The organism is Leucobacter luti, assembly GCF_019464495.1.
Taxonomy (GTDB): domain Bacteria; phylum Actinomycetota; class Actinomycetes; order Actinomycetales; family Microbacteriaceae; genus Leucobacter; species Leucobacter luti_A.
In genome coordinates this window covers 1,434,347-1,457,187 of the sequence record NZ_CP080492.1, presented here as the reverse complement: position 1 = coordinate 1,457,187, position 22,841 = coordinate 1,434,347, and the positions used below count along the sequence as shown (strand labels likewise).

15 protein-coding genes are annotated in these 22,841 nt (G+C 66.1%); 12 read left to right on the top strand and 3 right to left on the bottom strand.

Going from position 1 to position 22,841, the window contains the following annotated elements; all coding sequences use genetic code 11:
- Positions 1–39: 39 nt before the first annotated feature.
- Entirely contained in the window at positions 40–3,612 is a 3,573-nt protein-coding gene (locus K1X41_RS06610; protein WP_258566685.1) for a bifunctional proline dehydrogenase/L-glutamate gamma-semialdehyde dehydrogenase, read from the bottom strand.
- 161 nt (positions 3,613–3,773) lie between these two features.
- Here K1X41_RS06610 and K1X41_RS06605 point away from each other — a divergent pair, with 161 nt between their 5' ends.
- On the top strand, positions 3,774–4,682 hold the full coding sequence (locus tag K1X41_RS06605) for a LysR family transcriptional regulator (RefSeq protein ID WP_132206781.1): 909 nt from the start codon (positions 3,774–3,776) through the stop codon (positions 4,680–4,682).
- 130 nt (positions 4,683–4,812) lie between these two features.
- Positions 4,813–5,505, top strand: coding sequence for an endonuclease/exonuclease/phosphatase family protein (locus K1X41_RS06600; protein ID WP_132206782.1), 693 nt, complete (start codon positions 4,813–4,815; stop codon positions 5,503–5,505).
- Between the two features lie 107 nt (positions 5,506–5,612).
- Here K1X41_RS06600 and K1X41_RS06595 read toward each other — a convergent pair whose 3' ends face one another.
- Positions 5,613–9,338: a S8 family serine peptidase gene (locus K1X41_RS06595; RefSeq protein WP_220175632.1), complete on the bottom strand. Its 3,726-nt coding sequence runs from the start codon at positions 9,336–9,338 to the stop codon at positions 5,613–5,615.
- Positions 9,339–9,439: 101 nt separating this feature from the next.
- Between K1X41_RS06595 and K1X41_RS06590 the strand changes: the two genes are divergently transcribed.
- The 10 genes from K1X41_RS06590 to K1X41_RS06550 all read left to right on the top strand — a co-directional run bounded on the left by K1X41_RS06590 (position 9,440) and on the right by K1X41_RS06550 (position 22,107).
- The gene (locus K1X41_RS06590; protein ID WP_220175631.1) at positions 9,440–10,561 is read left to right on the top strand and encodes a heme/hemin ABC transporter substrate-binding protein; all 1,122 of its coding nucleotides are present in this window, start codon (positions 9,440–9,442) and stop codon (positions 10,559–10,561) included.
- Complete coding sequence (locus K1X41_RS15455) at positions 10,558–11,016, top strand: hypothetical protein (protein WP_258566684.1); 459 nt, start codon at positions 10,558–10,560, stop codon at positions 11,014–11,016. Before K1X41_RS06590 ends, K1X41_RS15455 begins: the two co-directional genes overlap by 4 nt.
- On the top strand, positions 10,932–11,714 hold the full coding sequence (locus K1X41_RS06585; protein WP_258566683.1) for a FecCD family ABC transporter permease: 783 nt from the start codon (positions 10,932–10,934) through the stop codon (positions 11,712–11,714). The genes K1X41_RS15455 and K1X41_RS06585 overlap by 85 nt, the downstream gene beginning before the upstream one ends.
- Positions 11,711–12,604 (top strand): heme ABC transporter ATP-binding protein, encoded by an 894-nt coding sequence (locus tag K1X41_RS06580; protein ID WP_220175630.1) that lies wholly within the window; start codon positions 11,711–11,713, stop codon positions 12,602–12,604. Before K1X41_RS06585 ends, K1X41_RS06580 begins: the two co-directional genes overlap by 4 nt.
- Entirely contained in the window at positions 12,597–13,685 is a 1,089-nt protein-coding gene (locus K1X41_RS06575) for a hypothetical protein (protein ID WP_220175629.1), read from the top strand. Before K1X41_RS06580 ends, K1X41_RS06575 begins: the two co-directional genes overlap by 8 nt.
- A complete protein-coding gene (locus K1X41_RS06570) occupies positions 13,682–15,757 on the top strand; it encodes an HtaA domain-containing protein (RefSeq protein ID WP_220175628.1) in 2,076 nt (691 codons plus the stop codon). The genes K1X41_RS06575 and K1X41_RS06570 overlap by 4 nt, the downstream gene beginning before the upstream one ends.
- Positions 15,758–15,858: 101 nt before the next feature.
- Positions 15,859–18,765 carry an S-layer homology domain-containing protein gene (locus K1X41_RS06565; protein ID WP_220175627.1) on the top strand — a complete coding sequence of 969 codons (2,907 nt, stop codon included), beginning with the start codon at positions 15,859–15,861 and terminating at the stop codon, positions 18,763–18,765.
- A gap of 89 nt (positions 18,766–18,854) precedes the next feature.
- Positions 18,855–19,547, top strand: a complete 693-nt coding sequence (locus tag K1X41_RS06560; protein WP_220175626.1) for a biliverdin-producing heme oxygenase — start codon at positions 18,855–18,857, stop codon at positions 19,545–19,547.
- Entirely contained in the window at positions 19,544–21,331 is a 1,788-nt protein-coding gene (locus tag K1X41_RS06555; RefSeq protein ID WP_220175625.1) for an S-layer homology domain-containing protein, read from the top strand. Before K1X41_RS06560 ends, K1X41_RS06555 begins: the two co-directional genes overlap by 4 nt.
- A complete protein-coding gene (locus K1X41_RS06550; protein ID WP_258566682.1) occupies positions 21,328–22,107 on the top strand; it encodes a lysozyme family protein in 780 nt (259 codons plus the stop codon). Before K1X41_RS06555 ends, K1X41_RS06550 begins: the two co-directional genes overlap by 4 nt.
- Here the strand turns inward: K1X41_RS06550 and K1X41_RS06545 are convergent.
- Positions 22,035–22,811: a phosphonatase-like hydrolase gene (locus K1X41_RS06545; protein ID WP_220175624.1), complete on the bottom strand. Its 777-nt coding sequence runs from the start codon at positions 22,809–22,811 to the stop codon at positions 22,035–22,037. The two genes, K1X41_RS06550 and K1X41_RS06545, sit on opposite strands and share 73 nt — an antisense overlap.
- Positions 22,812–22,841 lie beyond the last annotated feature (30 nt).

Here is a 22,841-nt window from a genome sequence, read left to right as displayed (position 1 = left end):
CGTGGGAGCGCACGATGCACCGGCGCGCGCTCATGTGCCTCACAGCAGCCCATCCGAGAGATGAGTGGGCGTGCCGAATCGGTGCGCGGTGATCGAGACGGCCTGTTCCCGCAGATGCGGCAGCAGTTCGACGCGGCCCGCCGCTACGACAGGACCTGCGTAGACCGCGACATCGGGTTTCCCGCCCGTCGCAACTGAGACCGCTGCGGCCTCAGACGCGCGCGAAGCGCCCGCCACGAGGCGGATCCTGGCGCTCGCTGCGGGGCCGTCCTGTGCTGCGAGCTCGGCCACCCGCCTCGCCCACGCTGCGGCGCTCTCGACGTGCACGGAGACACCAGCGCTGCCGAGCGCCGCCAGCAGCGCTTCTGGAAACCGCTGTGCTGTGCTGACCACGGGATGAGCCCCGGCACCCACCGCGGCCGCGATCGCACGGACGGCCTCGTGTAACGGCGCGTCTTCCGCGATCCGCAGTGTCGCCGCGACTGGGAAGTAGCGCAGCACATTGCGTTCGACACCGAGCTGGGACGCATCGCGCGCGATCCCGAATTCGTCCTCCCATGCGGCGGCGTCACTGCCGAGTGCCGCGCGAAGCCAGGCCAAATCCGCGCCAGTGAGACCGGATTGCTGAGCGGCCGTGAGCAGGGGCGCAACACTGGGGAGTGGCGCGCGGAGCGACTGCATGACCGGGGCATCCGCCCAATTGACAAGCCCGTGAAGGTAGCTTGGCCCTCCGGCCTTCGTGCCGGCACCGATCGCCGACTTCTTCCACCCGCCGAAGGACTGTCGGCGCACGATCGCGCCGGTGATTCCACGGTTGACGTAGAGGTTGCCAGCCTCGATCCGCCGCAGCCACGTGGCGAGCTCGTCGGAATCCAGTGAGTGGAGCCCGCTTGTGAGACCGTAGTCAACCTCATTCACCATGTCGATGGCTTCGTCGAGTGTCTCGGCTGTCATGATGCCGAGGATCGGCCCGAAGTATTCGGTGAGGTGATATTCGGAGCCGCGCCGCACGCCAGCGCGGACTCCGGGACGCCAGAGCTTCGTCGTGCCGTCGGAGTCAACGGCAAGTGGGTGTGTGCTCGAGATCGGCTCAGGGGGAATCAGCCACCGCTCGCCTGCGCCGAGCGTCGTGAGGCCGCGCAGCAGCTTGCCGCTCGGAGCTGCAATGATCGGACCCATCTGCGTGGTGAGCTGGTCCGGGGTGCCCACGCGGAGCGAACTCACGGCATCCAGCAGCTGCGCCCTGAACCGGGCGGACTGGGCCACAGAGCCGACCAGGATCACGAGAGATGCGGCCGAGCACTTCTGCCCGGCGTGCCCGAACGCCGATTGGGCGACGTCTCGGGCCGCGAGATCGAGATCCGCGTTCGGTGTGACGATGATCGCGTTTTTGCCGCTCGTTTCGGCGAGCAGCGGCAGGTCAGCGCGCAGCTCGCGGAACCGGGCGGCGGTTTCGTACGCGCCGGTGAGGATGAGTCGATCGACGCGGGAGTCTGCGACGAGAGCCGAGCCGAGACCTCGGTCGCGGAACTGCACGAGTTGCAGCACGTCTCGGGGGACCCCTGCCTCCCAGAGCGCCTCAACGAGCACGGCACCTGAACGTGCGGCGCTCTGTGCCGGCTTGAGAATGACAGCCGAGCCAGCCGCGAGCGCCGCGAGCGTTCCGCCAGCGGGGATCGCCACAGGGAAGTTCCACGGGGGGATAACCGCGGTCAGCGCGACTGGCTGAGGCACCGCTCCGTCGACCTGCTCGAGCAACTGGCCCAGCATGGCGTAGTAATTCGCGAAATCGATGGCCTCGGAAACCTCCGGATCGCCCTGATCGAGCGTCTTTCCGCACTCGGATCCCATCACCTCAAGCAGCGCGGCACGCTTCGCCTCGAGCAGTTCTCCAGCGCGGTAGAGGATCTCGGCGCGCTTCTCGGCGCCGAGGGCTTGCCACGCGGTGGCTGCCGTGACTCCGCGTGTGATCACGGTATTGAGCGCGGTCTGATTCGGCACCGTTGCGGCGGCAACAGTTTCAGCCCCGAGCTGCGAGGCGACCATGCGATCCGCGATTTCGAGGCCCCAGAGGCGGTTTCCAGGGAGATCCGGATCCGTATCGGGGACATTGGTGAATTCGCCGCGGCGGCCGGCCGCGATCCGCTCAGCCACGCGGTCGTCAATTCCGGCGGCGTCAGAGCGGCGCCGATCCTGCCTGCGGTGTGGGAGGGGCGCGGTGCGCTCCTCGCTGGCGCTGTCCGCGGGTGCACCGCCTGTCATCTCGTCGAGCGCTTCGAGCGAAGCGAGGAAACGGTCGCGTTCACGCTCGAACAGCGGGCGATTTTCGTCGAGCTCGAACACCGCCGACATGAAGTTCTCCTGGCTTGCTCCCTCTTCGAGCCGCCGGATCAGGTACGCGATGGCGACGTCGAACTCGCGCGGGTGCACCACCGGGGTGTACAGGAGTAGTGAGCCAACTTCGCGCTTCACCGCCTCCGCCTGACCGGTGGCCATGCCGAGCAACATCTCGAACTCAATTCCTGACTCGGCGCCGCGGGCCTGCGCGAGAAGCCACGCGAGCGCGACGTCAAAGAGATTGTGCCCGGCCACTCCGACGCGCACGTTGCGGACGCGCTCGGGGTGCAGTGCGTAATCGAGCACGGCCTTGTAGCTGGTGTCCGTCTCCTGCTTACTGCCCCACGTTGCGGCGGGCCACCCGTGCAGGGCGGCATCCACCAATTCCATCGGGAGGTTGGCCCCCTTGACCACGCGCACTTTGATGGGGGCGCCGCCATGGGCGACGCGCGTGGCTGACCAGTGCTGGAGGCGGATCATGGCGCGCAACGCATCAGGGAGATACGCCTGAAGCACGATGCCTGCTTCCAATTGCGCGAACTCCGGACGGTCGAGGATGCTCGTGAACACGGCGAGCGTGAGATCGAGGTCTTTGTACTCCTCCATATCGAGGTTGATGAACTTGTGCGGACTCGCTGCGGCCGCGCGGGCGAACAGCGGGAGAAGATGATCTTCGATACGGGCTACTGCCTCGTCAAATGCCCAGTGGTTGTGTGGCGCAACAGTGGAGGACACCTTGATCGATACGTAGTCGACGTCCGGGCGCTGCAGGAGCTGATGGGTTCCTGCAAGCCGTCTGGCCGCCTCCTGCTCGCCGAGGATTGCCTCTCCCAGGAGGTTGATGTTGAGCCGCACATCGTCACGCGTGATCTTGGCGATGGCCGGGCCGAGCTTGGCCTCGCTCGCATCGATGATGAGGTGGCTGACCATCTGCCTGAGCACGCGGCGGGCGAGGGGCACCACGAGAGCCGGAAGCGCCGGCGCCATCGCGCCGCCGACACTGATCGCACCGCGCAGTGCGGCAGGGAGAAACTGTGGGGTGAGCGGGGTGAGCGCCCGCAACTGCTTCGCGGCGGCGGAGAGGTCCTCCGGCCGCACCACGCCGTCGACAAAACCCACGGTGAAGTCGAGTCCACGGGGATCCCGCAGCACACCGGCGAGGCGCTCGGCCGCAGCGTCGGCGGGAATCTCCGCGGCCTCGGCGATCCAGCGCTCGACAAGGGCGACGGCCTGATCGGCGAGATCCTGGGGGCGGGTTGTTGGCTGCGCGGTCACGGGCGACCTTTCTCGGAATGGGTCGCGGGCGACCGGTGATAGTGCCAGTGTGGACCCAGATCAGGATGAAGTACAGTGATCGTTTTCAGTGAATATCGTGAAGTAAAACTGTTGTAACCTGTCCTCGGCAGTGTCGCGCACCGAAGCAGGGAGAACAGCTGATGCTTGAAATGAAACGGCTGCGGTTGCTGTGGGAGTTGCGGGCCCGCGGCACGGTGGCTGCGGTCGCTGCCGCGCTGAACTACAGCCCGTCAGCCGTTTCGCAACAGCTCGCGCTGCTTGAGCGTGAGGCTGGGGTTGAGTTGCTGCGCAAGAGCGGACGCACGCTCGAGATCACCGCTGCAGGTGAGGCACTCGCCGCTGAAGCGGAATCGCTGCTCGCGGGTCTCGAGCGTGCGGAGGCGGCTCTGCATCGAGCGCGCGCCGAAGTGACGGGCACGGTGCGAATCGCGGCGTTCCAAACCGCGATGCTCGCATTCATGCCAGAAGCGCTCCGCGCGCTCCGCGACCGACACCCTGCGCTGCGAGTGGAGGTCGTGCAGGTCGAGCCCGGTGCCGCGCTCAGGGAAACCTGGGCGCGGGGCTTTGACCTGGTGGTCGCAGAGCACTACCCCGGGCACGCCGCCCCGCACTTCCAGGGGCTCGACCGGGAGGCGCTCACACGGGATCCGATCAGGCTCGGGTTGCCGCCCTATGGGGCGGGGGACTCGCGCTTTGACCGTGTCACTGAGCTTGCGCAGCTTGCCGAGTTGCCATGGGTGATGGAGCCACACGGAGCAGCGACACGGCACTGGTCGGAGGAAATCTGCCGGAGTGCCGGCTTCGAGCCAGACGTGCGGTATGAGACCGCTGATCTCCAGGCGCACCTCAGACTCATCGAATCAGGCAACGCAGTCGCCCTCCTACCGGGCCTCGTGCGCACACGCGGGCGGGTGCGCCTGCTCGCGCTGTCGGGGGACCCGCACCGCACCGTGTTCACGGCGGCCCGCGCCTCGAGCGGAGGCCACCCGGCGCTTGCGGCAGTGCGAGCGGCGCTCGGCGATGTGGCCTCCGGGCTCCGCTTCGATTGAGGCGCGCGGTGGTGCCTGCCCCAGAGAGCTGTGAAGGCACCCGGGTGATGCGCTGCCCACACTCAGCTTTACGCGCGTAGGGTTGGGCCTGTTGGACTGGCCCGGGGATATCCCCGGGGAAAGGCAGGGTATGAAGGTCATCAGCTACAATCTGCGGAAAAACCGCGCGGTCACTGAGATCGCTGCGCTCGCCGCAGACCACGAGGTCGATGTACTCTGCCTGCAGGAAGCCGAGTCGGTCGCGCTTCCCGCTGAGCTGGGAGCGCTGCAGCTGGTACACGCCACTGAACGCAATCGGCTCGGACTCGCAATGTACGTGCGCGCCGATCGCTTCGTGACCCGCTCAGCACAAACGTTCCAGCTGAAGAAGTCGCTGCACGACCGGTTGCTCGCTCCGGCACACGAGCGACTGCTGGGTGCGCGCCTGCATGATCGGGAGACCAGCCGCGACCTCGTTGTCGCATCGTTTCACGCAGCGCCTCTCACCGCGCTGAACTCGCTGCGCCGTCATCAGATTCACGCAGCGCTCGCTGAGCTGCGCCAGCTTGGGCCGGGGCTGCCCGCGCTCATGGTCGGCGACTACAACTACCCCGTGTTCAAGGGCAGGCTCGATACCGAGATGCGCGATCATGGCTACGAGCTCAGCCTGAGCGATAAGCGCACCTACACGCGATACAAGATGTTCCGCGGCCACTTCGATTTTGCGACGTCCATGGGGCTCGATATCCAGTGTGTGTCAACGCTGGGCCGTGGTCTCTCGGATCACCTTCCCATCCTGGTGGATGCGGCGATGAGCTCCGAGCGCATCGCGGTCGCAGCCTAATACCCGCATTCCAGCCACGCATCGGGCCGAGTGTGGCGTGTGTGGTCGAAACGATCGTTCAACCACACACGCCGCACTCTCGGCCGGTACCGGTGCAGTTGAGGCGGCTACACCGCCGCGACTGCGGCGGGGGTCTGGCGCTTCCGCGGGCCGAACAGCACAAGCCCTGCTGCGGCCAGAATCAGCAGTGCTGAGCCGAGCAGCATCAGCTGCTCACCGGCGCTGAGTGTGAGCCCGCCTCCTGGTGCAGGAGTCATCGCGCTCAGCTGTGTCGGCTCGTCGACGAGCCCCGGTGCGGCGACACCCTGTGCAGTACCTGAAATCACGATCTCGACCCACCCGGCAAGCGTGCTCTCGCTGGACGTGAAGGCGAACTGATAGCTGCCGCGTGTGAGCTTCGAGATGTCGATGCGGAGCTCGCCCTCATCGTTGACCCTGATCCAGTCGACCGGCGTGCCGTTCGGGTAGACATGGAGGAAGAACCAATCGCCTGCCTGTGCCTTGGGGATCGTGATGTACGCGATGCCGTCTGTGATGCGTGAGGTGATGCCGCCGGCATTGTCCGCGGTGAGGTCGCGCGCGCTCTGTACCGGGGCAGCCGGCTTCTTGTCCGGCTTCGGCGCCGCTTGGCTTGCCGGTGCACGAGTGGAGCCGCCTGCGTTGCTCGAGGCAACTCCTCCAGCCGGGGCTCCTGCCGGAGCCGCGTTCGCGGGAACTGTGACGGGGCCGTTCTCGCCCGGACCGCGTGTGCCGTTCGTGGTGCCTGGCTTCGGAGGAGTTACCACGGGAGGGTTCACGATCGGAGGGACAACCACTGGTGGCGTGATGACGGGTGGCGTACCAACCCAGATCTCTGGCTCTGGCGCCTGAAGCGCGACGGGTGCGGCCCACTTCACGGTATTGAGGAGCAACTGCGCCGACGCTGGGGACCAATTGCGGGCGTCCACCGCCGGTGAGCTGCCGTGCAGCGCAAGATAGGCGTGGCGGTTCTTCGCCCGCTGATCCACTGCGAGGCCGGAACCCTGCGCGGTCGTGCTCACCGCGTTCGGCTGCACCGTCGTGTCGGTGTGCTGCACGACGGTCTCGGCGATGACCGTGGGTGTCGAGCCGGTGAGTGCGCCGAACCACGCTGCAAATTTTGGCCCGGCAGTCGCGGAGTTCTGCACCACGATCGAGCCCGGCTGCAGCGCGTCCGGGCTCAGCAGGCCGCCTGCGAGAATCTCATGCTCCGCGGTGATGCGGTATCCGACCGCGGAGGCGCTGCGATCGTCGGTGGCCGAGCGATCCGCCGGGTCGCCGAGCGCACGCGAGAGTGCGGCGAGGCCGCTGTGCTCGCTGACCCCGAGATCCAGCCAGAGGATCCCGGTGCCAGAAGCGTCGGTCTCAGCGATGGCTTCCTGGATTCGTGCGCGCGAGGCATCACCCGTTGGTGCATCCCACAGCACCGCGTCGTAGGCCCCGAGCTCTGCAAGATTCGCGGGCAGCGCGGGGCGCGCTTCGACGGCAAATCCGTTGTCGGCGAGCAGGGCGGCTGTCCGCCCGGTGGCATCGCCGAGGACGAGCACGCTGCTGAGGTCTGCGAGGCGGAACTTCACCGTGGTCGTGAGCGCAGCCTTGACAGGAGCGGCCGCGGACATGGCAGCAGCCTTGTCATCCGCCACCGCGCGCACCTGGTAGGCGCCGATCGGCAAGGCATCAAATCGATAGGCGCCCTGCGCGTCAGTGGTGGCGGTCAACTCGGTCCCGACGAGGGACACTGTGGCGCCCGCGATCGGTGCTGAGGTGCGATGGTCCAGCACCGTGCCGGTGAGTGATCCAACGGTGATCTGGGTGACCGGAATCGAAAGCTCGGTGAAGCCGTTCGCAGTGACAGTTACCGCGGCGGTCTGAGCGGTCTCGTAGCCGAAGCGCTGCACGGTGAGTGAATAGCTGCCAGGCGCGAGGCGGGCGGTGAAGCGCCCCTGTACATCTGTGGTCCAGGTCTCACCGCGTTCGGCGAAGCTCACCGTCGCGCCTGAAACTGGGGCTCCGCTGCCGGCGTTGACAACCTGGCCCTTCACCCCTGATTCGCCGAGTACGGCGCTGATCGCGGCGTGCACGTCGATGCGGCCGTGACCATAGCCAATGTCAGGGCCAGACTCAGGATTGGGGTGCCAGGCAGTGCGTTCGAGCGCGTCCTCAATCTCGGTCACGCTGAGGCCGGCCTGTGCTGAGCGCAGCAGCGCAACGGCGCCTGCGACGTGCGGAGTCGCCATCGACGTCCCGGTGGCCTCGCCATACTTTCCGCCGGGCATGGCCGACAGCACGCGGACGCCAGGTGCGGAGATGTCTGGCTTCACGAAGCTCTCCGGCCAGCCGTACTCGCTCGTGATTGCGCTGCCCCAGGTCATCACGCCGCCGCTCGAATCGCGGTCCACCTGGTCTTCGGCGTTCGTCATGCCGACTGCGACGGCTTCGAAGTAGTTCCCGGGTGCCGAGGTGGTGCCAGCCTTGTTGCCGATTGCGATGGCGGGGAAAATACCAGCGTCGCGCACATTGCGGATCGCCCGTGCGAGTTGATGCTCGAAGCCTCCGGAACCGAGCGACATGTTGATGACGTCGGCGGCCCTGCCGGCCGGAGCGCCGGTGCCGTCAGTGGGGGAGATCACCCACTCGAGCGCGGCAAGGATCTTTGCGGTGCTGCCGCCGCCGCTGAGCACATTGGCCGCCATGAGCTCAGCGTCCGGGGCGACGCCAATGCTGGTGCCGGAGGCCGAGCCGCCGAGGATAGTGCCGGCGACGTGTGTGCCGTGCGAGCCGGGATCGGTCGGCTTCGTCACGAGTGGCTTGCCAGTGCGGTCGAAGTTGATCCACCCGCCGGGGTAACTGGGGTCGCCGGTGCCGCGGCCGACGAGACGACTGCCGATATCCGGGTGGCTCGCGTCGATGCCGGTGTCGAGTACGGCGACGCGCACGCCCTGGCCGCGGGCGCCGAAGTCGCGCCACGCGTCATCGGCGCCGATCTTTTCGAGCCCGTAGGTGAGTGCCGGTTCGGCCGCCGCGAGGGCCGCCGTCTCGGCATCTGCGGCGGCGGCGGAGGCGTCGGCCGCCTCGGCGGCAACGGGGTCGTCGGTGGCCTCGGCAGTGCTCGGGGTTGCTCCGACGTCACCCGTGTCTGGGGTGTCTCTGACCTCGGGAAGCACGTCGATCGTGTCGTCGAGCGGCTCAACGGTGTAATTCGGTGTGACTTCAATGGCGCCGGGCAACGCGGCCAGATCGGCGAGTGTGCGATCCGTCGCCTCAGCGGATACGAGCACCGCGCTGGTGACCCAGAATCGATTCAGTACTTCGATTCGCCCGCTCTCGGTGAGTGCGGAGAGGCGGCGATCAATCGTGTCCCAGTGTGCGTCAGCGTCCTGCTGCAGCGCGGTGGCGGCAAGCGCAGGGTCCCCCTGGGACGCTGCGGTGACTCCCTGATCGGTGAAGTACACAATGACCTCGATGCGCCCTGTTTTCGCATCGACCCACGCTTCGTCGGGCGCGCTGTTTGGCGCAGCAGCCCGCGCCGGTGCCGGGTCAGCCTCAGGCGCAGGCGCGTTGCTGAGCGCCGCTTCGAAACCACGGGGGAACTCTGTTGCGGGCGCCGCACTGAGGTAGTCCGAGAGTTCTGGGCTGAGGGTGGCTGGCTCAGTGCGCTGCGCTGCTGGCCCCGATATCACCGCGCCCGAGTCGACGGCGGGTGTGGTGAATCCCAGCGCCAGCGCCGCGCACAGCAGAGGCGCGAGTGCCCACACGGAGCGCTTCCCTGCGCGGCGATGGGTGTGCTTCGGGGTGCGGCGTGGCAGGGGTGACATGCGTCCTCTGAGGCTCGGTTACAAACTTGGAATGGAACATCTGATGATGTTTAGGTTAGTCTAAGCAACGTCAGCTCAATTAGATCAGATGAAAGTAAGTCTTGCCTAAATTAATCAGATTCGAGCGGACCGCGTCACCCCGTTCCTGGGGGGTATTCGTCGCGGCCGTGCTTGTCGTCGCGCTCAGCGGCTGCGGACTCATTGTTGGGGACGGCCCGAGCGTTGCCGACGCCGGGCAAGTGTCCGCGGAGAGTCCGCGCAGTATCACCGGGCACGACACCGCCGTGCTCGCCTCTGGCGACATCGAGGCAATCACCGAGGACCCGCAGCCGCAGCTTCCCGTCGAGTTCACCGGACTTGATGATGTGTCGGTCACGGTCACAGACACGAGCAGGATCCTCGCGCTCGATGGCACCGGCAGTCTCGCCTCGATTGTGTTTGGGCTGGGTTTTGGCCCCAACGTGGTCGGACGTGACCTGACCACGGGCTTCGACTCGGCGAAAGATCTGCCGCTCGTGATGACGAACCACACGTTGAACGCGGAGTCGATTCTCGAGCTGAACCCGACGCTCGTGCTCACCGACTACAGCGTTGGCCCGTATGACGTGCAGATGCAGATCCGCAATGCCGGAATCCCGGTGATCTTCTTTAATCCAGCCGACGACATGGAGAGCATCCCCCGCCTCATCGGCGACGTCGCCACGGCCCTGGGGGTACCGGACCTCGGCGCTCAGTACGTCGCGGATTTCGAACGACGCCTGGACGACACACTCGCCAGAATCAAGGCGGTGGTGCCGCAGGCCGAAGAAGACAAAGTACGGATGGTGTTCCTGTACATGCGCGGACGTGCCGGCGTGTACCACCTGTTCGGAAACAACCCTGACGGAACTCGCGGCGCCGCCGGTGTGATCATCGAGACCCTCGGCGGCATCGATGTGGCAGGCGAAGAGGACTGGGTGAGCGGTGCGCTGACAGCTGAGGGCCTGATGCGGCTCGAACCGGATCTGTATCTCATGCTCACGCTCGGCCTTGAATCCGTGGGTGGGGTCGAGGGCCTGATGACGATTCCCGGCCTCCCACTCACGCTAGCCGGCGAGCGTCAGCGCGTCGTCGACATGAGCGACTACGAGATGTTCACCTGGGGGCCCCGCACGCCCGAGGTGCTCACGGCGCTCGCTGAATCGATCTATCACGTCGATCTCTCGAAAGTGGATCCAGCATGACCGCCCCCGGCTCCCCCCACACCGGAGCGCTTGAACTGCCCACCGTTGACGGCGAGCGGATCGAGCTGCCCCATGTCCTCGACTACGAAGCGGATCCCGCGCAGCTGCCTCGGAGCAGTGCGCGGCGGACCGCGCTACTGTTCTTCTTCCTCGGAGCCGGTCTCGTTGTCGCAACGCTCGTCGCCGCGGCCCTCGGGCAGATGCAGATCCCGATTGTCGAGGTGATTGGTGCGCTCTGCCGGCGCGCTGGGATCGCCTGTGGCGCCGACGCGTCGCACGTGAACACGGATGCCGCGCTCTGGGAGGTGCGGTTCCCCGTATCGCCCTCGCGATCCTGGTGGGCGCGGCGCTCGCTGCGGCCGGCGCGATCATGCAGGGCGTGTTCGGAAACCCGCTCGCGGACCCCGGCGTGGTCGGCGTCTCCTCCGGTGCTGCGATCGGCGCGAGCCTCATGATCGTCACGGGGCTTGCCGCTGGCAGCAGCTTCGCGATCCCGATCGGCGCATTCGTTACCGGCGTGATCACCGCGCTCGTGGTCTATTCGATCTCCCGTTCGCGCGGGCGCACTGAGGTCATCACCCTGATTCTCGTGGGTGTCGCCATCAACGCCTTCGCGGGAGCCGCGCTCGCGCTCATGACGTTTTCGGCCACGACGAACCAGCGAGAGCAGATCGTGTTCTGGCAGATGGGGAGCCTCGCGGGGGCGCTCTGGGAATCAGTGTTCACCGTGCTGCCACTCCTGCTCGTCGGCCTCGTGCTCGCGTTCCTTATCGCGGGCCGACTGGATCTCCTCAGTCTCGGCGACGACGCGGCTCGGCACCTGGGCCTGAACATTGAGCGACTCCGGATCACCTCAATCTTGATCGTCGCGGTGCTCACCGCTGCGGCAGTCGCGTTCGCTGGGATCATCGGCTTCGTCGGCCTCGTAGTGCCACATGTGATCCGCATGATTATGGGACCCGGTCACCGCGTGCTCGTTCCGGCGAGCGCACTCGGCGGTGCGCTGCTGCTTGTCGTGGCAGACACCTTCGCGCGCACCGCGCTGCCCTATGCCGAACTTCCGCTGGGCATGATCACGGCGCTCGTGGGCGGCCCGTTCTTCTTCTACCTCATCAAGAGCAGCGGGAAGTCGCGCAACGGAGGCTGGGCATGAAACTCATCGAACAGCTGCGCGCGATGCGGCGAGCCACACCACCTGTTCCTGCTGAGATCGGGGACCCGGTGCTCCAAGCGCGGAACGTGTCGGTGGTGCTCGGCGGCAAACAGATCGTCACCGGCATCGACCTTGACGTGCACGCGGGCGAGATCGTCGCGATTATCGGCCCGAACGGTGCGGGGAAATCAACGCTGCTCGGCGCACTCGCGGGAGACTACCCGTACTCGGGATCAATCGAGATCTCAGGCGGCGAGCTCAGCGGGTACCGGCAGCGCGATCTGGCGCTGCGCCGATCCGTGCTGCGCCAGAGCAACGCGCTCAGCTTCCCGTTTTCCGTTGTCGAAGTCGTGAAAATGGGACGGGCCCCGTGGCGCGCGATCACCTCAGTTGCCGACGATGACCGGATCATCGTGCAGGAGCTGCTCCGAAGCGATACGCTGCGCTTCGCTGAGCGCGCGTTCCCGTCGTTGTCGGGCGGGGAGCGGGCGCGTGTCGCCCTGGCGCGGGCAATGGCCCAGCGCACACCAGTGCTGTTCCTCGACGAGCCGACCGCCGCGCTCGACATCAACTATCAGGAGCAGGTGCTTGCGGTGGCCCGGCGCTATGCGCGGCAGGGGAACGCCGTGATTGTGGTGCTCCACGATCTCGCAGCGGCCGCGGTCTACGCGGATCGGATTCTGCTTCTCGAAGACGGTCTGCCCAAGATCTGCGGCACACCGCGCGAGGTCATGGACCCGGCGCTTCTGAGCACCGTCTACCGGCATCCGGTGCGGGTGCTCGAAGACACCGACCAATCGCCGTTGGTCGTGCCAGCACGCTTCGCAGATGAACCGCCCGTTGCTCGGGCGGCCCGCATGCACACCGATCAGGAGGTTTCCGATGAGTGAACGATTGTCACACCGCGTGTGGCTCGCCCGATGCTCCCGAGTGGGCGCGCTCGCCGCTGCCGCTGCCGTTGCTGGGCTGCTCGCACTCGGCGGAGTGCTCGGTGCTCCTGCCCCGGCACACGCAGCCGGGCGCGTTGACGTTTCGCCCGCCCCAAGCGCTGACGGGGCCACGACGGTCACGCTGTCCGGGTCCGGGTTCCAGTACCTGCCGAATGCGCCGGGTGGCATCTACGTCACCTTTGGTGTGGTCTCGGATCCCACGACGAACGCGTGGGCGCCGAGCCAGGGCGGCAAGTCCGGCTCGACGTTCGGCTACGCGGCGACGGGAGGCACCACGCTGCTCGTCGGATTTGCGGGCGGCAGCTCAGCCGACGCGTCAAACGCGCTGATCGATGAGAGCGGCAACTGGAGCGCTCAGATGACCATTCCCGGGAGCTCCTTTGCCTCTGTCTCGGGCAATCCGCACGCTGGCGGCGCGACAGAGGGGGCCACGATTGACTGCCTGTCAGTACAGTGCGGAATTATCACCTTTGGCGCACACGGCAACGTCAACGCGAACAACGAGTCGTTTACCCCGGTCAGCTTCGTGACCGCTGATGGCGGCCTTGCCTCGGGTACCGCAGGGCAGGACTTCAGCCAGGCCGCCCCTGATGCGGCAACGTCACTCGAGCTCCCCGGTGCGAGCGCGGGGGCCGGGACAGCCGATCAGCCGGCCGCGGTTCCGGGCGCGGCAGGCGATGCGGCAGCGACAGAGGTCGCGGCAGGGACGGCAGGAACCGCGGCCGACGCGCAGGACACGACGCCAGCGCAGGCGACCCAGACTGACTCGGGTATCTCAAGCAGCACGCTCGTGCTCGGGGTGCTGGGCTTCGCCTGCGTGGTGCTCGTTGCCGCGGTAGTCGTGGCGCTCCTGCGCCGCCGCCGCGCGGCGGGACCCGGCAGCACCGCGAACGCGGGGGAGCAGGCACCGTCCCCTGGACAGGCCCCCACTGCCGCCGAAGCCACGATGACACAGGACATCCAACAGACACAGGTACACGCGGCGGCCTCGGCCGTACGCCAACAGGAAGGAGCGCTGTGAACGCGCACACGAAACGGCGAGCGGGACGCCGCTGGGCAGCGCTCAGCGCAGCCGCGGTGATCCTCGCCCCCGTCCTCGGCTTCGGCGGAGCAACTACAGCGCTCGCGCTCGCGCCGGCCGCTGGCGAGGGTCTCACCGCGATGACGACGGCGAGCACTCCGTCGAGCGGCACGCTCGAGTGGGGCGTCCGCACCTCGATCCGGAACTACCTCGAACAGAACGGGCACACCGAGGGCTCGGTCGCCGCCTACGACGGAGCGACATACGCCAAGGGTGATCCCGCCGCGTCGTTCCCTGTGACCGGAGGCACCGTCGATCCAGCGGCCGGCACCGCGAGCCTGAGCTTCGGTGGCACGTTCGAAATGCTCGGGTTCGGCGAGTCCTGGCTGCACTTCACCGATCTCCGGCTCGAGGTTGCCGGTAGTACGGCGTCGCTCACCGTTGACCTGATCGAGAGTTACAACATCAAGACGCGCACCGACGACCTCGTGATCTCCACGTTCGCGGTGCCGAGCGGCGGGCTCGCGATCGCGGACGGGCAGCTGAACCTCACGACCGAGCGAGGGAAGTTCTCGAAGTCCGTGGCTGAGGAGCACCTGCCGTCCTACGGTGGGCCGACGTACGCCGCCCCGAATGACTACACCGATCCGATCAAGCTCGCGCTGAAGTTCGGAGAAACAACTCCTGCGACCGGGCCCTACGGCACGAGCACTGGCACGGCGTACGCTGACACCACAGCGAAGATCACTGTGACCCCCGGCTACGCCGTGAACGCGGAAGACACCACGACGCTGACCGTGACCGGAACCGGGTTCGATCCGGGCACCGCGCAGGCGCCCTCGAATATCTACGTCGGACTCGGCACGATGACGGACCAGTCAAAGCCGGAAAAGTGGCGCCGCAGCGCTGGCGGATCGAGCGGCCCGCTCGGCCTCGCCGATTTCACGTACGGCTCCACCCGGCTCGTGATGAGCCACTACGCCGAGGACGCGGCGGTGGCCGACGGGGTGATCGACGCGAACGGCACCTGGACGCTGCAGTTGGAAGTGCCCGGCAAGAACGTTCCAAGCTTCTTCGGCGGCGAGATCGACTGCGTTGTCAACAACTGCGGCATGTTCTCCTTCGGCGCGCACGGTGCGATCAAGGCCGTCAACGAGGCGTATGCCCCGGTGTTCTTCGACGGCCAGGACAGCTCAACCTGGCCAGACCGAGATGGCGACGGTGGCACCCCGCCCGTCGTAAAGCCCCCGGTGGTGAAGCCGCCCGTGGTCACCCCTCCGGTCGTCGTGCCTCCGACCGGAGAAAAGGACTGCACCCCGAACGGCTCCTCCAGCACGAAGAACGCAGCTGGTGCTGTGCTCGAAGTTTCACCGGCGAAGTGCCTTGGCGACACGAAGCAGACGGTGACCGTGACGGGTACCGGGTATCCGACTTCACGTGACGGCGCCACCTTCGGCGGCGTGTATGTCTTGTTCGGCTGGGTCGACCAGAGCAATGCGAAGTGGGCTCCGTCGGCCGGAGGCTCCAGCGGTGCGACATACACGTATGCGAACGACGGGATCCCGGCCGGAACGTTCCAGAAGATGATCAACTTCCCAGGGAACACCACCGGTGAGGGCATGCCGACGATGGATTCCAAGGGGAACTGGACGCTCGAAATGCCGATCGAGGCTTCGCGCTTCGTGAGTGCGCAGGGCAAACAGATCGACTGCTACGAAATGACCTGCGGGATCATCACCATCGGGGCTCACGGCAACGCGCTTGCTGGCGGTGAAGCATTTACCCCTGTGTACTTCACGGGTGACGCAAAGGATACGGGCACCAAGACCCCGCCAACGGGCGGCACGACCGGCCCAGTGGCGAACCCGAATCTGCAGCCGACAGGCGGCGCCACGCCCCTCGCGACCGGCGCAGGCGCTCCGGCGGCGGGGGCAACTGGTCCACTCGCCAAGACAGGTGAGGAGGCGATGCGTGGGCTCGTCCTCTGGGGCGTGCTGCTGCTGAGCGCAAGCGTATTTACCTTTGCGACGATTCGTGCGCGTCGTTCGCACTCGGTCGCCCCGGGCGCCTGAGCACAGACCCATCCACAAAAAAGTGGATCGGATGCGCAGCCACGCATCCGATCCACCACACCCGGCGCTTGCGCGCCATCCCAAACGCAAGAAAGGGAATCATGAAAGTATCACGCACGGCGCTGAGAACCAGCGCAACAAACGGTCCGAGGAGGAGCCTGACGATCGCTGCAGCGATCGGCACCACCGCAGCGCTCGCCTTCTCCGGGCTTGTCACGACCCCGGCGTTCGCGGCCCCGAACGGGGAGAGCGTCGGTACCGGCACAAACTCCGCTGACTTCTCACCGAGTCTCTCTGTCACGCCAGGCTTCGAACTCGCAGGCGACGGTCCGAGCACACTTGACCTCACCGGCACCGGGTACGCGACAAAGAACGCCTGGAACTCGAACTTCGGTGGCGCCTACGTGCTGTTCGGCGTCGTGACTCCGAAGAGTGATGCTGATCCCGGCAGCTGGGGCCCCTCGAAACAGGGGGTGAGCGGCCAGAACTACGATTACGCTCCTGGCGCGGGGACGAACCAGACCATGGTGAACTACCCGGGCAACGAGACCGAGCCAGGCGTCCCGTTCATGGACGCCAGCGGCAACTGGTCTGGGCAGATCGTGATCCCCGGTGCACAATTCACGTCTCAGGCCGGAAAGCAGATCGACTGCCTCGTGCAGCAGTGCGGCGTGATTACGATCGGCGCGCACGGTTCGGTTCAGGGCGGCGTCGAAGTCTTCACCCCGGTCACGTTCGCCCAGGCCGCAGCCATCACCGCGCAGCCGAGCGACCAAGTTGTCACTGCTGGTGGTGACGCGACGTTCACTGTCACCGCAACGGGAAACCCCGCGCCGAGCTACCAGTGGCAGTCGCGTGCGAGCGAAACCGCTGAATTCGCGAACGTTGCGGGCGCGACCGAAGCTTCGCTCACTCTTCCGCAGGTGGCTTCGGCTGCCACCGGCACCCAGGTGCGCGTGATCGTGACGAACGACGCTGGCAGCGTCACCTCTGCTCCCGCGCAGCTCACGGTGAACGATCCGGCCACCGCAACGACGACGACCCTTGCGACCCAGGTGAGCGAGAGCTACCCGACGGACTTCGCGGGTAAGGACGTTGCGCTGAACGCGACGGTGGCCCCCGCTGAAGCAGCCGGTACCGTCGAGTTCTTCGTTGACGGCACGGCCGTTGGCTCAGCTCCGGTCGCTGAGGGTGCGGCAACGCTGACGACTCAGGCCTTCACTGGCGGCGCCCACCAGGTGAAGAGCGTGTTCACCCCGGCAGATGCTGCGGTGTATGAACGCTCCGAGTCAGGGGAGCGGACATTCCGTATCGTTGATCTCACTCCGGCCGTGTCCGCGATCGCCCTCGGCACAAAGACCCAGAGCATTGCGGATGCGACATTCAACTGGTCAGTTGCGAACTGGGTGAGCTTCGGAAGCGGGCCGGCGAAGACGGTGGTGAGCGGCGACAACGTCGCGCTTGCCCCGCTGCCCGAGGGCGCCACTGTGAACGACCGTGCGAACCAGAACTTCGTGTTCTCTGCCGGCACCGGGTTCGAGGATGCACAGGGCAATCGCGTCGTGAACTTCACCGGCGAGGTCCAGCTCACCTCGGGCTCGATCCCGCGCTGGACGTTCACGAACCCCGCCGTGCACACGAACGCGGCGGGCGATGGCTACATCACGGCTGAGACGAAGATCGAGTACCTCGGCAGCGTTATTGAGGAGACCGACGAGGTATTCACGCCCGGGCGGATCGTCGTATCGACCTTCACCGGGGGGACCGCAACGGGTGACGGTGCCACCACCGCATTCACAGCCACCCCGCTGTTCGAAGGGCAGGTTGCCGCTGGCACCTGGAATGCCGGCTATACCGGCGCTACGTTCACCAACGAGTTCTTGCGCCACGTCCATGCGGGCGTGCGCTCGTTCCTGCTGCAGACCGGAACCACCGGATCGAACCTGACGAAGCCAGCGCAGCCGATCAGCCTCACCTTCGCCGCGACGACCATTGCGGCTCCGAAGCTGTCAGTGCAACCCGCGACCGGGCTCGCCCGTACGGGCGCCGACGTGACAGTATCGGGAACTGATTTTGACGCCTCGGCCCAGACGATGTGGGGAACGCCGCAGGCGGCAGGCCTCTACGTTTCACTCGGTTGGATCGCCAACAGTGGCTGGAAGCCCTCAGAGAACGCGGCGTCGGGCACGCGCGTGGCAGTCGCGACCCGCTGGGTGCAGGAGACCGAAGCGAGCGGGGCAGACTACGTGCGGTGGACGCGCGATGCGAACGATCGGGCGAGCTTCAGCTTCACGTTCCCCGGGGTCACCTACGACGCCGTGATGGCGAAGAAGCCGACCGGTGACTACCGTCTCGCGGTCTTCGCAATTGGCGCTGGTGGAGTACGGCAGGCGATCAATGAGTCCGCTGTCGATGTGGCTTTCGCTGCGGCGCCGCCGGTGGTGGTTCCGTTTACGGATGTGCCGAAGGGGCACAAGTTCTTTACGGAGATTGCGTGGATGTACTCGTCGAAGTTGACGACGGGTGTGGAGCAGTCCAACGGTACGGTGAAGTACTTGCCGAAGCAGAATATGACGCGTGAGGCGATGGCTGCGTTCTTGTACCGCGCTGAGGGTGCGAAGTATGTTGGCCCGAAGGTGTCACCGTTTGCTGATGTGAAGCCGGGTGACAAGTTCTATAACGAGATCACGTGGATGTATCAGCAGGGCCTGTCCACGGGAATCGCGCAGGCTTCAGGGAAGCCGAAGTATGCGCCGAAGAGTTCCGTGACGCGTGAGGCGATGGCAGCGTTCATGTATCGCTTGCAGGGTGCCACGTCTGGTGTTCCGAAGGTGTCGCCGTTTGTGGATGTGAAATCTGGTGACAAATTCGCGAAGGAGATTGCGTGGATGTACTCGTCGAAGTTGTCGACGGGTGTGGAGCAGGCTTCGGGGAAGCCGAAGTATTTGCCGAAGAGTTCGGTGACGCGTGAGGCGATGGCAGCGTTCCTCTACCGCATGAAGAGTTAACTCAACGCGCAGTTGGGGGTGGTGGGGAGCGACTGCACCTCACCACCCCGCACACTTCAGCCTGAATCAGATCGAGGAGATACCGCGACATGAGCGCGCCGCAGACCACAACCGAACCCCTCTCGGCGATGCTTCGTCGAGTCTCGAACCGCGGCCACCGCGGCGGAGACGAGGGCAGCGCTGAACCGCGCTACGCCACCGCCTATCTGCGCGGTGGACTCAACAGAGAAGGGATCGCCGCGCAAGCAGCTCAGCACTTCCTCATGTACGAGGCGCTCGAGGCCGCGACAAGCACACAGCTTGAGCAATACGGGCAGGACTTCGCATTTGCGATGCCCGAGTTGCGGAGGCTCCCCGCGTTGCGCGCGGACCTGGCGCACTGGATTGGGCCCGAGTGGGAAACGGTGACGCGCACACGCTATGCGACGCCGGGGATCACGAGCTATGTCGAGCGGCTCACCGAGGTCGCCGCGAGCTCGCTGCCGCACTTTGTCGCGCACCACTACACTCGGTACCTCGCAGACCTCTCGGGCGGCTTGATGATCGTGAAGATGTTCCGCGACAGCTACAGCATCGAGGGCGACGACGGGGTGCGGTTCTACGTGTTTGATGAGATCCCGGATCCGCGCGCGTTCAAAGACACCTATCGTGCACTGCTCGATGAGTTCCCATTCAGCGAGGCAGACAGGAACAGCATCGCCGAGGAAGTGCAACTCGCCTACGATCTCAACAACGCTGCGGGCGCAGATCTCGAAGCGCGCTTTGAGGAGTACCAGGCATGAGGACGCTCAGGATCCTCACGGGGGCCGTCGTCGCGTGCGCCCTCGTTGGGACGCCGGGGGTCGCATCCGCGCAGCTCCCCGACGTTGGTGCCGGACAGGGGGTGTCTGCGGCGCGCCAGCAGGAGGAAGCCGTGGTGACCAAGATCCAGGTGGCTCCTCCCGTGGTGGGCGAGCGCACGGTGTACCTGCTGGGGCAGGCTGCTCCGGTGACTGCGACGATCACCTGGGTCCCAGCGATTCCCGAACGTGCTGCAGGAGCCAGCGGAGAGGGCTCCGTTCCTGCTGAGGCGCCGCTGACCGGGGAGGTCGAATTCTTCGATGGCGCGGTCTCGCTCGGAGTCGCCGCGGTCACGGGACTCGGAGGGAGCGTCACAGCGACGGTGGAAACCGCTGCCTGGCCCGCCGCTGGATTGCGGCAGGTCACGGCCCAGTTCCGTCCGAGTGATCCGAACGCGTTCGCCGCGGCGCAGAGTCCCGCTCGCGCATACCGCGTCGTGGATACCGCGCGAGCAGTACCTGATGTTGCGCTCTCGGGGGCGTCCGCCGCAACGATCGGGGACGCACGCCTCGAGTGGACGATTGCGAACATTTGGTTCAGCAACTTCGAAGTGGGGTTCGAGCGTGAAGTGCTCGCTGGGCCGGTGACGCTGCCCGAGGCGAGCGTGGGGACTACGATCCCTGAGAAGCAGGCGTATTTCTTCCGTCCGTTCACTTTCACGAGTGGATCTGGCGCCCGTGACCAAGCGGGCAACCGCGTGATCTCCTTTGAGGGTTCGGTGCGCCTCACTTCAGGGAGTGCGAACCGCTGGGACTTCTCTGATCCACGGGTGCACATTGGGGCAAGCGGAGATGGGTATATCACGGCCGAGTTCAGCGGAACCTACCTGCTCGGGGCGCAGGAATTCCCCATTGCTCCGACTCGTGTCGCCATCGCGACCTTTAGCGGCGCGAAGCTGCAGCCGAACTCTGCGGGGGCGGTCTCCGCTGAGATCGTGCTGAACTGGGCCGGGCAGGCTGGGGCTCCGGGCACGTGGGCGCACGAGTACGCTGACTCCTTCCCCAACGAGTTCGTGTCCCTGCTGCACCCGGCGATCAACCTGTTTTTCGCGCGGAGCAGCGTGGCGACGGACAGCTCCAAGATCCCGCATCCGATCACGCTGAGCTTCACGGAGACCCTCGTTCCCGATCCGAAGCCGCCGGTGGTGGTTCCGTTTACGGATGTGCCGAAGGGGCACAAGTTCTTTACGGAGATTGCGTGGATGTACTCGTCGAAGTTGACGACGGGTGTGGAGCAGTCCAACGGTACGGTGAAGTACTTGCCGAAGCAGAATATGACGCGTGAGGCGATGGCTGCGTTCTTGTACCGCGCTGAGGGTGCGAAGTATGTTGGCCCGAAGGTGTCACCGTTTGCTGATGTGAAGCCGGGTGACAAGTTCTATAACGAGATCACGTGGATGTATCAGCAGGGCCTGTCCACGGGAATCGCGCAGGCTTCAGGGAAGCCGAAGTATGCGCCGAAGAGTTCCGTGACGCGTGAGGCGATGGCAGCGTTCATGTATCGCTTGCAGGGTGCCACGTCTGGTGTTCCGAAGGTGTCGCCGTTTGTGGATGTGAAATCTGGTGACAAATTCGCGAAGGAGATTGCGTGGATGTACTCGTCGAAGTTGTCGACGGGTGTGGAGCAGGCTTCGGGGAAGCCGAAGTATTTGCCCAAGAGTTCGGTGACGCGTGAGGCGATGGCAGCGTTCCTCTACCGCGCGCAGGATGGAATACTGAAGCAGTGAAGTGGCGGCGTGCAGCGATCATCGGGATCGGAGTGCTCGGGTTGGGATGTGGTGCCATCGGCGCTGCGCTCTCACTGGGCGTCTTCGAGCCACCGGGGAGCGGTGCCGCCGCAGCTCTCAGCGCGAAGGACTCCGCCGCGCGGCCTGTCGACGATGCCCCAGCCGAACGCGTCGCACCGGCGGCGGCGAATTCCGCTCCGCGCGCTGATCCGGTTTGGATCGCGGCGACAGCCACGGCGACGGGCATTCCCGAGCGAGCGCTCACCGCGTACGCGCAAGCCGCGCTACTCGGAGAGGAGGAGGCGCCGGGGTGCGGCATCGGTTGGAACACGATCGCTGCGATCGGACTGGTCGAATCCGCGCATGGCACGATCAACGGTGCCAAGCTCGGGGCCAACGGCCGGGCAGTGCCCGAGATCGTTGGCCCCGCGCTTGACGGCACCGTGTACGACGCGATCCCCGACACCGACCGCGGAGTGCTCGACGGCGATCCCATGTGGGACCGGGCGGTCGGGCCGCTCCAGTTCCTGCCGCAGACCTGGTCGGACTACGGCAAAGATGCAACGGGCGATGGTACCGCGGATCCGCACCAGATCGACGACGCCGCGTGGGGCACGGCAACTATGCTCTGCGCGGTCGGTGGCGACTTGACGATTCCGGAGAACTGGATCGCCGCGGTTGATGCGTACAATCCGAACATCGCCTATAACAACGACGTCGCCGACGCAGCCGACGCGTATGCCGCCGCTGCGTCGAGCTCCGCCGCTGCAAGATAGGCGGGAATCTGGGCGACGGAGTCGAGCACCGCTGTCGTGTGCTCCGCGGGGAAGTCTGTGCGCTGGAGCTCTCCGGTAAGTACGCCGATTGAGTGCGCTGCGCCGGAATTCGCGCCGGCTTGGACGTCCACCGCGGTATCGCCTGCAACCAGGACCTCGGACACCGCGAGTGTGCCTGTACGTTCCATGGCGCGGTGAATCATGTACGGCGCTGGCCGCCCGGCTGCCACCTCGTCACCGCAGACGAGGGCGTCGAGGATGACGCCAGCCATTGCACCGCTCTCGTCCGCGCGCGCCGCGCCGCGCGAGTCAACGGACCAGTTCAGCTCGGCGAGGATTCCGCTCGCAACGTCACGCGAAAATCCGGTGGTGAGCGCGACGCGAATCCCGGAAGCGCGCAGGGCTGCGATCGCCTCGGGCACCCCGGGGATCGGAGCTGGAGGCGTCGCGGCGTAGCGCTCAGCAAGGATCTCGCGGAAGCGGTCGAACGCTGCGTCGACGACGCCAGCCGGGCGGGGATCGCCGCCCCCCAGCGTCATGAGCGCGGTGATCGCGGCCCGCTTCTCGGTTCCCATCCATGTCTGCAGATCCGCGGGAGCAACTGTCGCACCGGTCTCGCACACCGCATCCTGCAGTGCGTGGTAGACGGCGCCGCCGTCGTCAATAGTGGTTCCGGCCATGTCGAAAACGGCGAGGGAAATCATGAAAGCTCCTGGGTTGGTGCGGCGTCGGTG

Bases quoted from the DNA above. Each gene is read 5' to 3' on its own strand.
- K1X41_RS06605 (WP_132206781.1), top strand. From the start codon at position 3,774: ATGCTTGAAATGAAACGGCTGCGGTTGCTGTGGGAGTTGCGGGCCCGC.
- K1X41_RS06600 (WP_132206782.1), top strand. From the start codon at position 4,813: ATGAAGGTCATCAGCTACAATCTGCGGAAAAACCGCGCGGTCACTGAG.
- K1X41_RS06595 (WP_220175632.1), bottom strand. From the start codon at position 9,338: ATGTCACCCCTGCCACGCCGCACCCCGAAGCACACCCATCGCCGCGCA.
- K1X41_RS15455 (WP_258566684.1), top strand. From the start codon at position 10,558: ATGACCGCCCCCGGCTCCCCCCACACCGGAGCGCTTGAACTGCCCACC.
- K1X41_RS06585 (WP_258566683.1), top strand. From the start codon at position 10,932: ATGCAGGGCGTGTTCGGAAACCCGCTCGCGGACCCCGGCGTGGTCGGC.
- K1X41_RS06580 (WP_220175630.1), top strand. From the start codon at position 11,711: ATGAAACTCATCGAACAGCTGCGCGCGATGCGGCGAGCCACACCACCT.
- K1X41_RS06575 (WP_220175629.1), top strand. From the start codon at position 12,597: ATGAGTGAACGATTGTCACACCGCGTGTGGCTCGCCCGATGCTCCCGA.
- K1X41_RS06565 (WP_220175627.1), top strand. From the start codon at position 15,859: ATGAAAGTATCACGCACGGCGCTGAGAACCAGCGCAACAAACGGTCCG.
- K1X41_RS06560 (WP_220175626.1), top strand. From the start codon at position 18,855: ATGAGCGCGCCGCAGACCACAACCGAACCCCTCTCGGCGATGCTTCGT.
- K1X41_RS06555 (WP_220175625.1), top strand. From the start codon at position 19,544: ATGAGGACGCTCAGGATCCTCACGGGGGCCGTCGTCGCGTGCGCCCTC.
- K1X41_RS06545 (WP_220175624.1), bottom strand. From the start codon at position 22,811: ATGATTTCCCTCGCCGTTTTCGACATGGCCGGAACCACTATTGACGAC.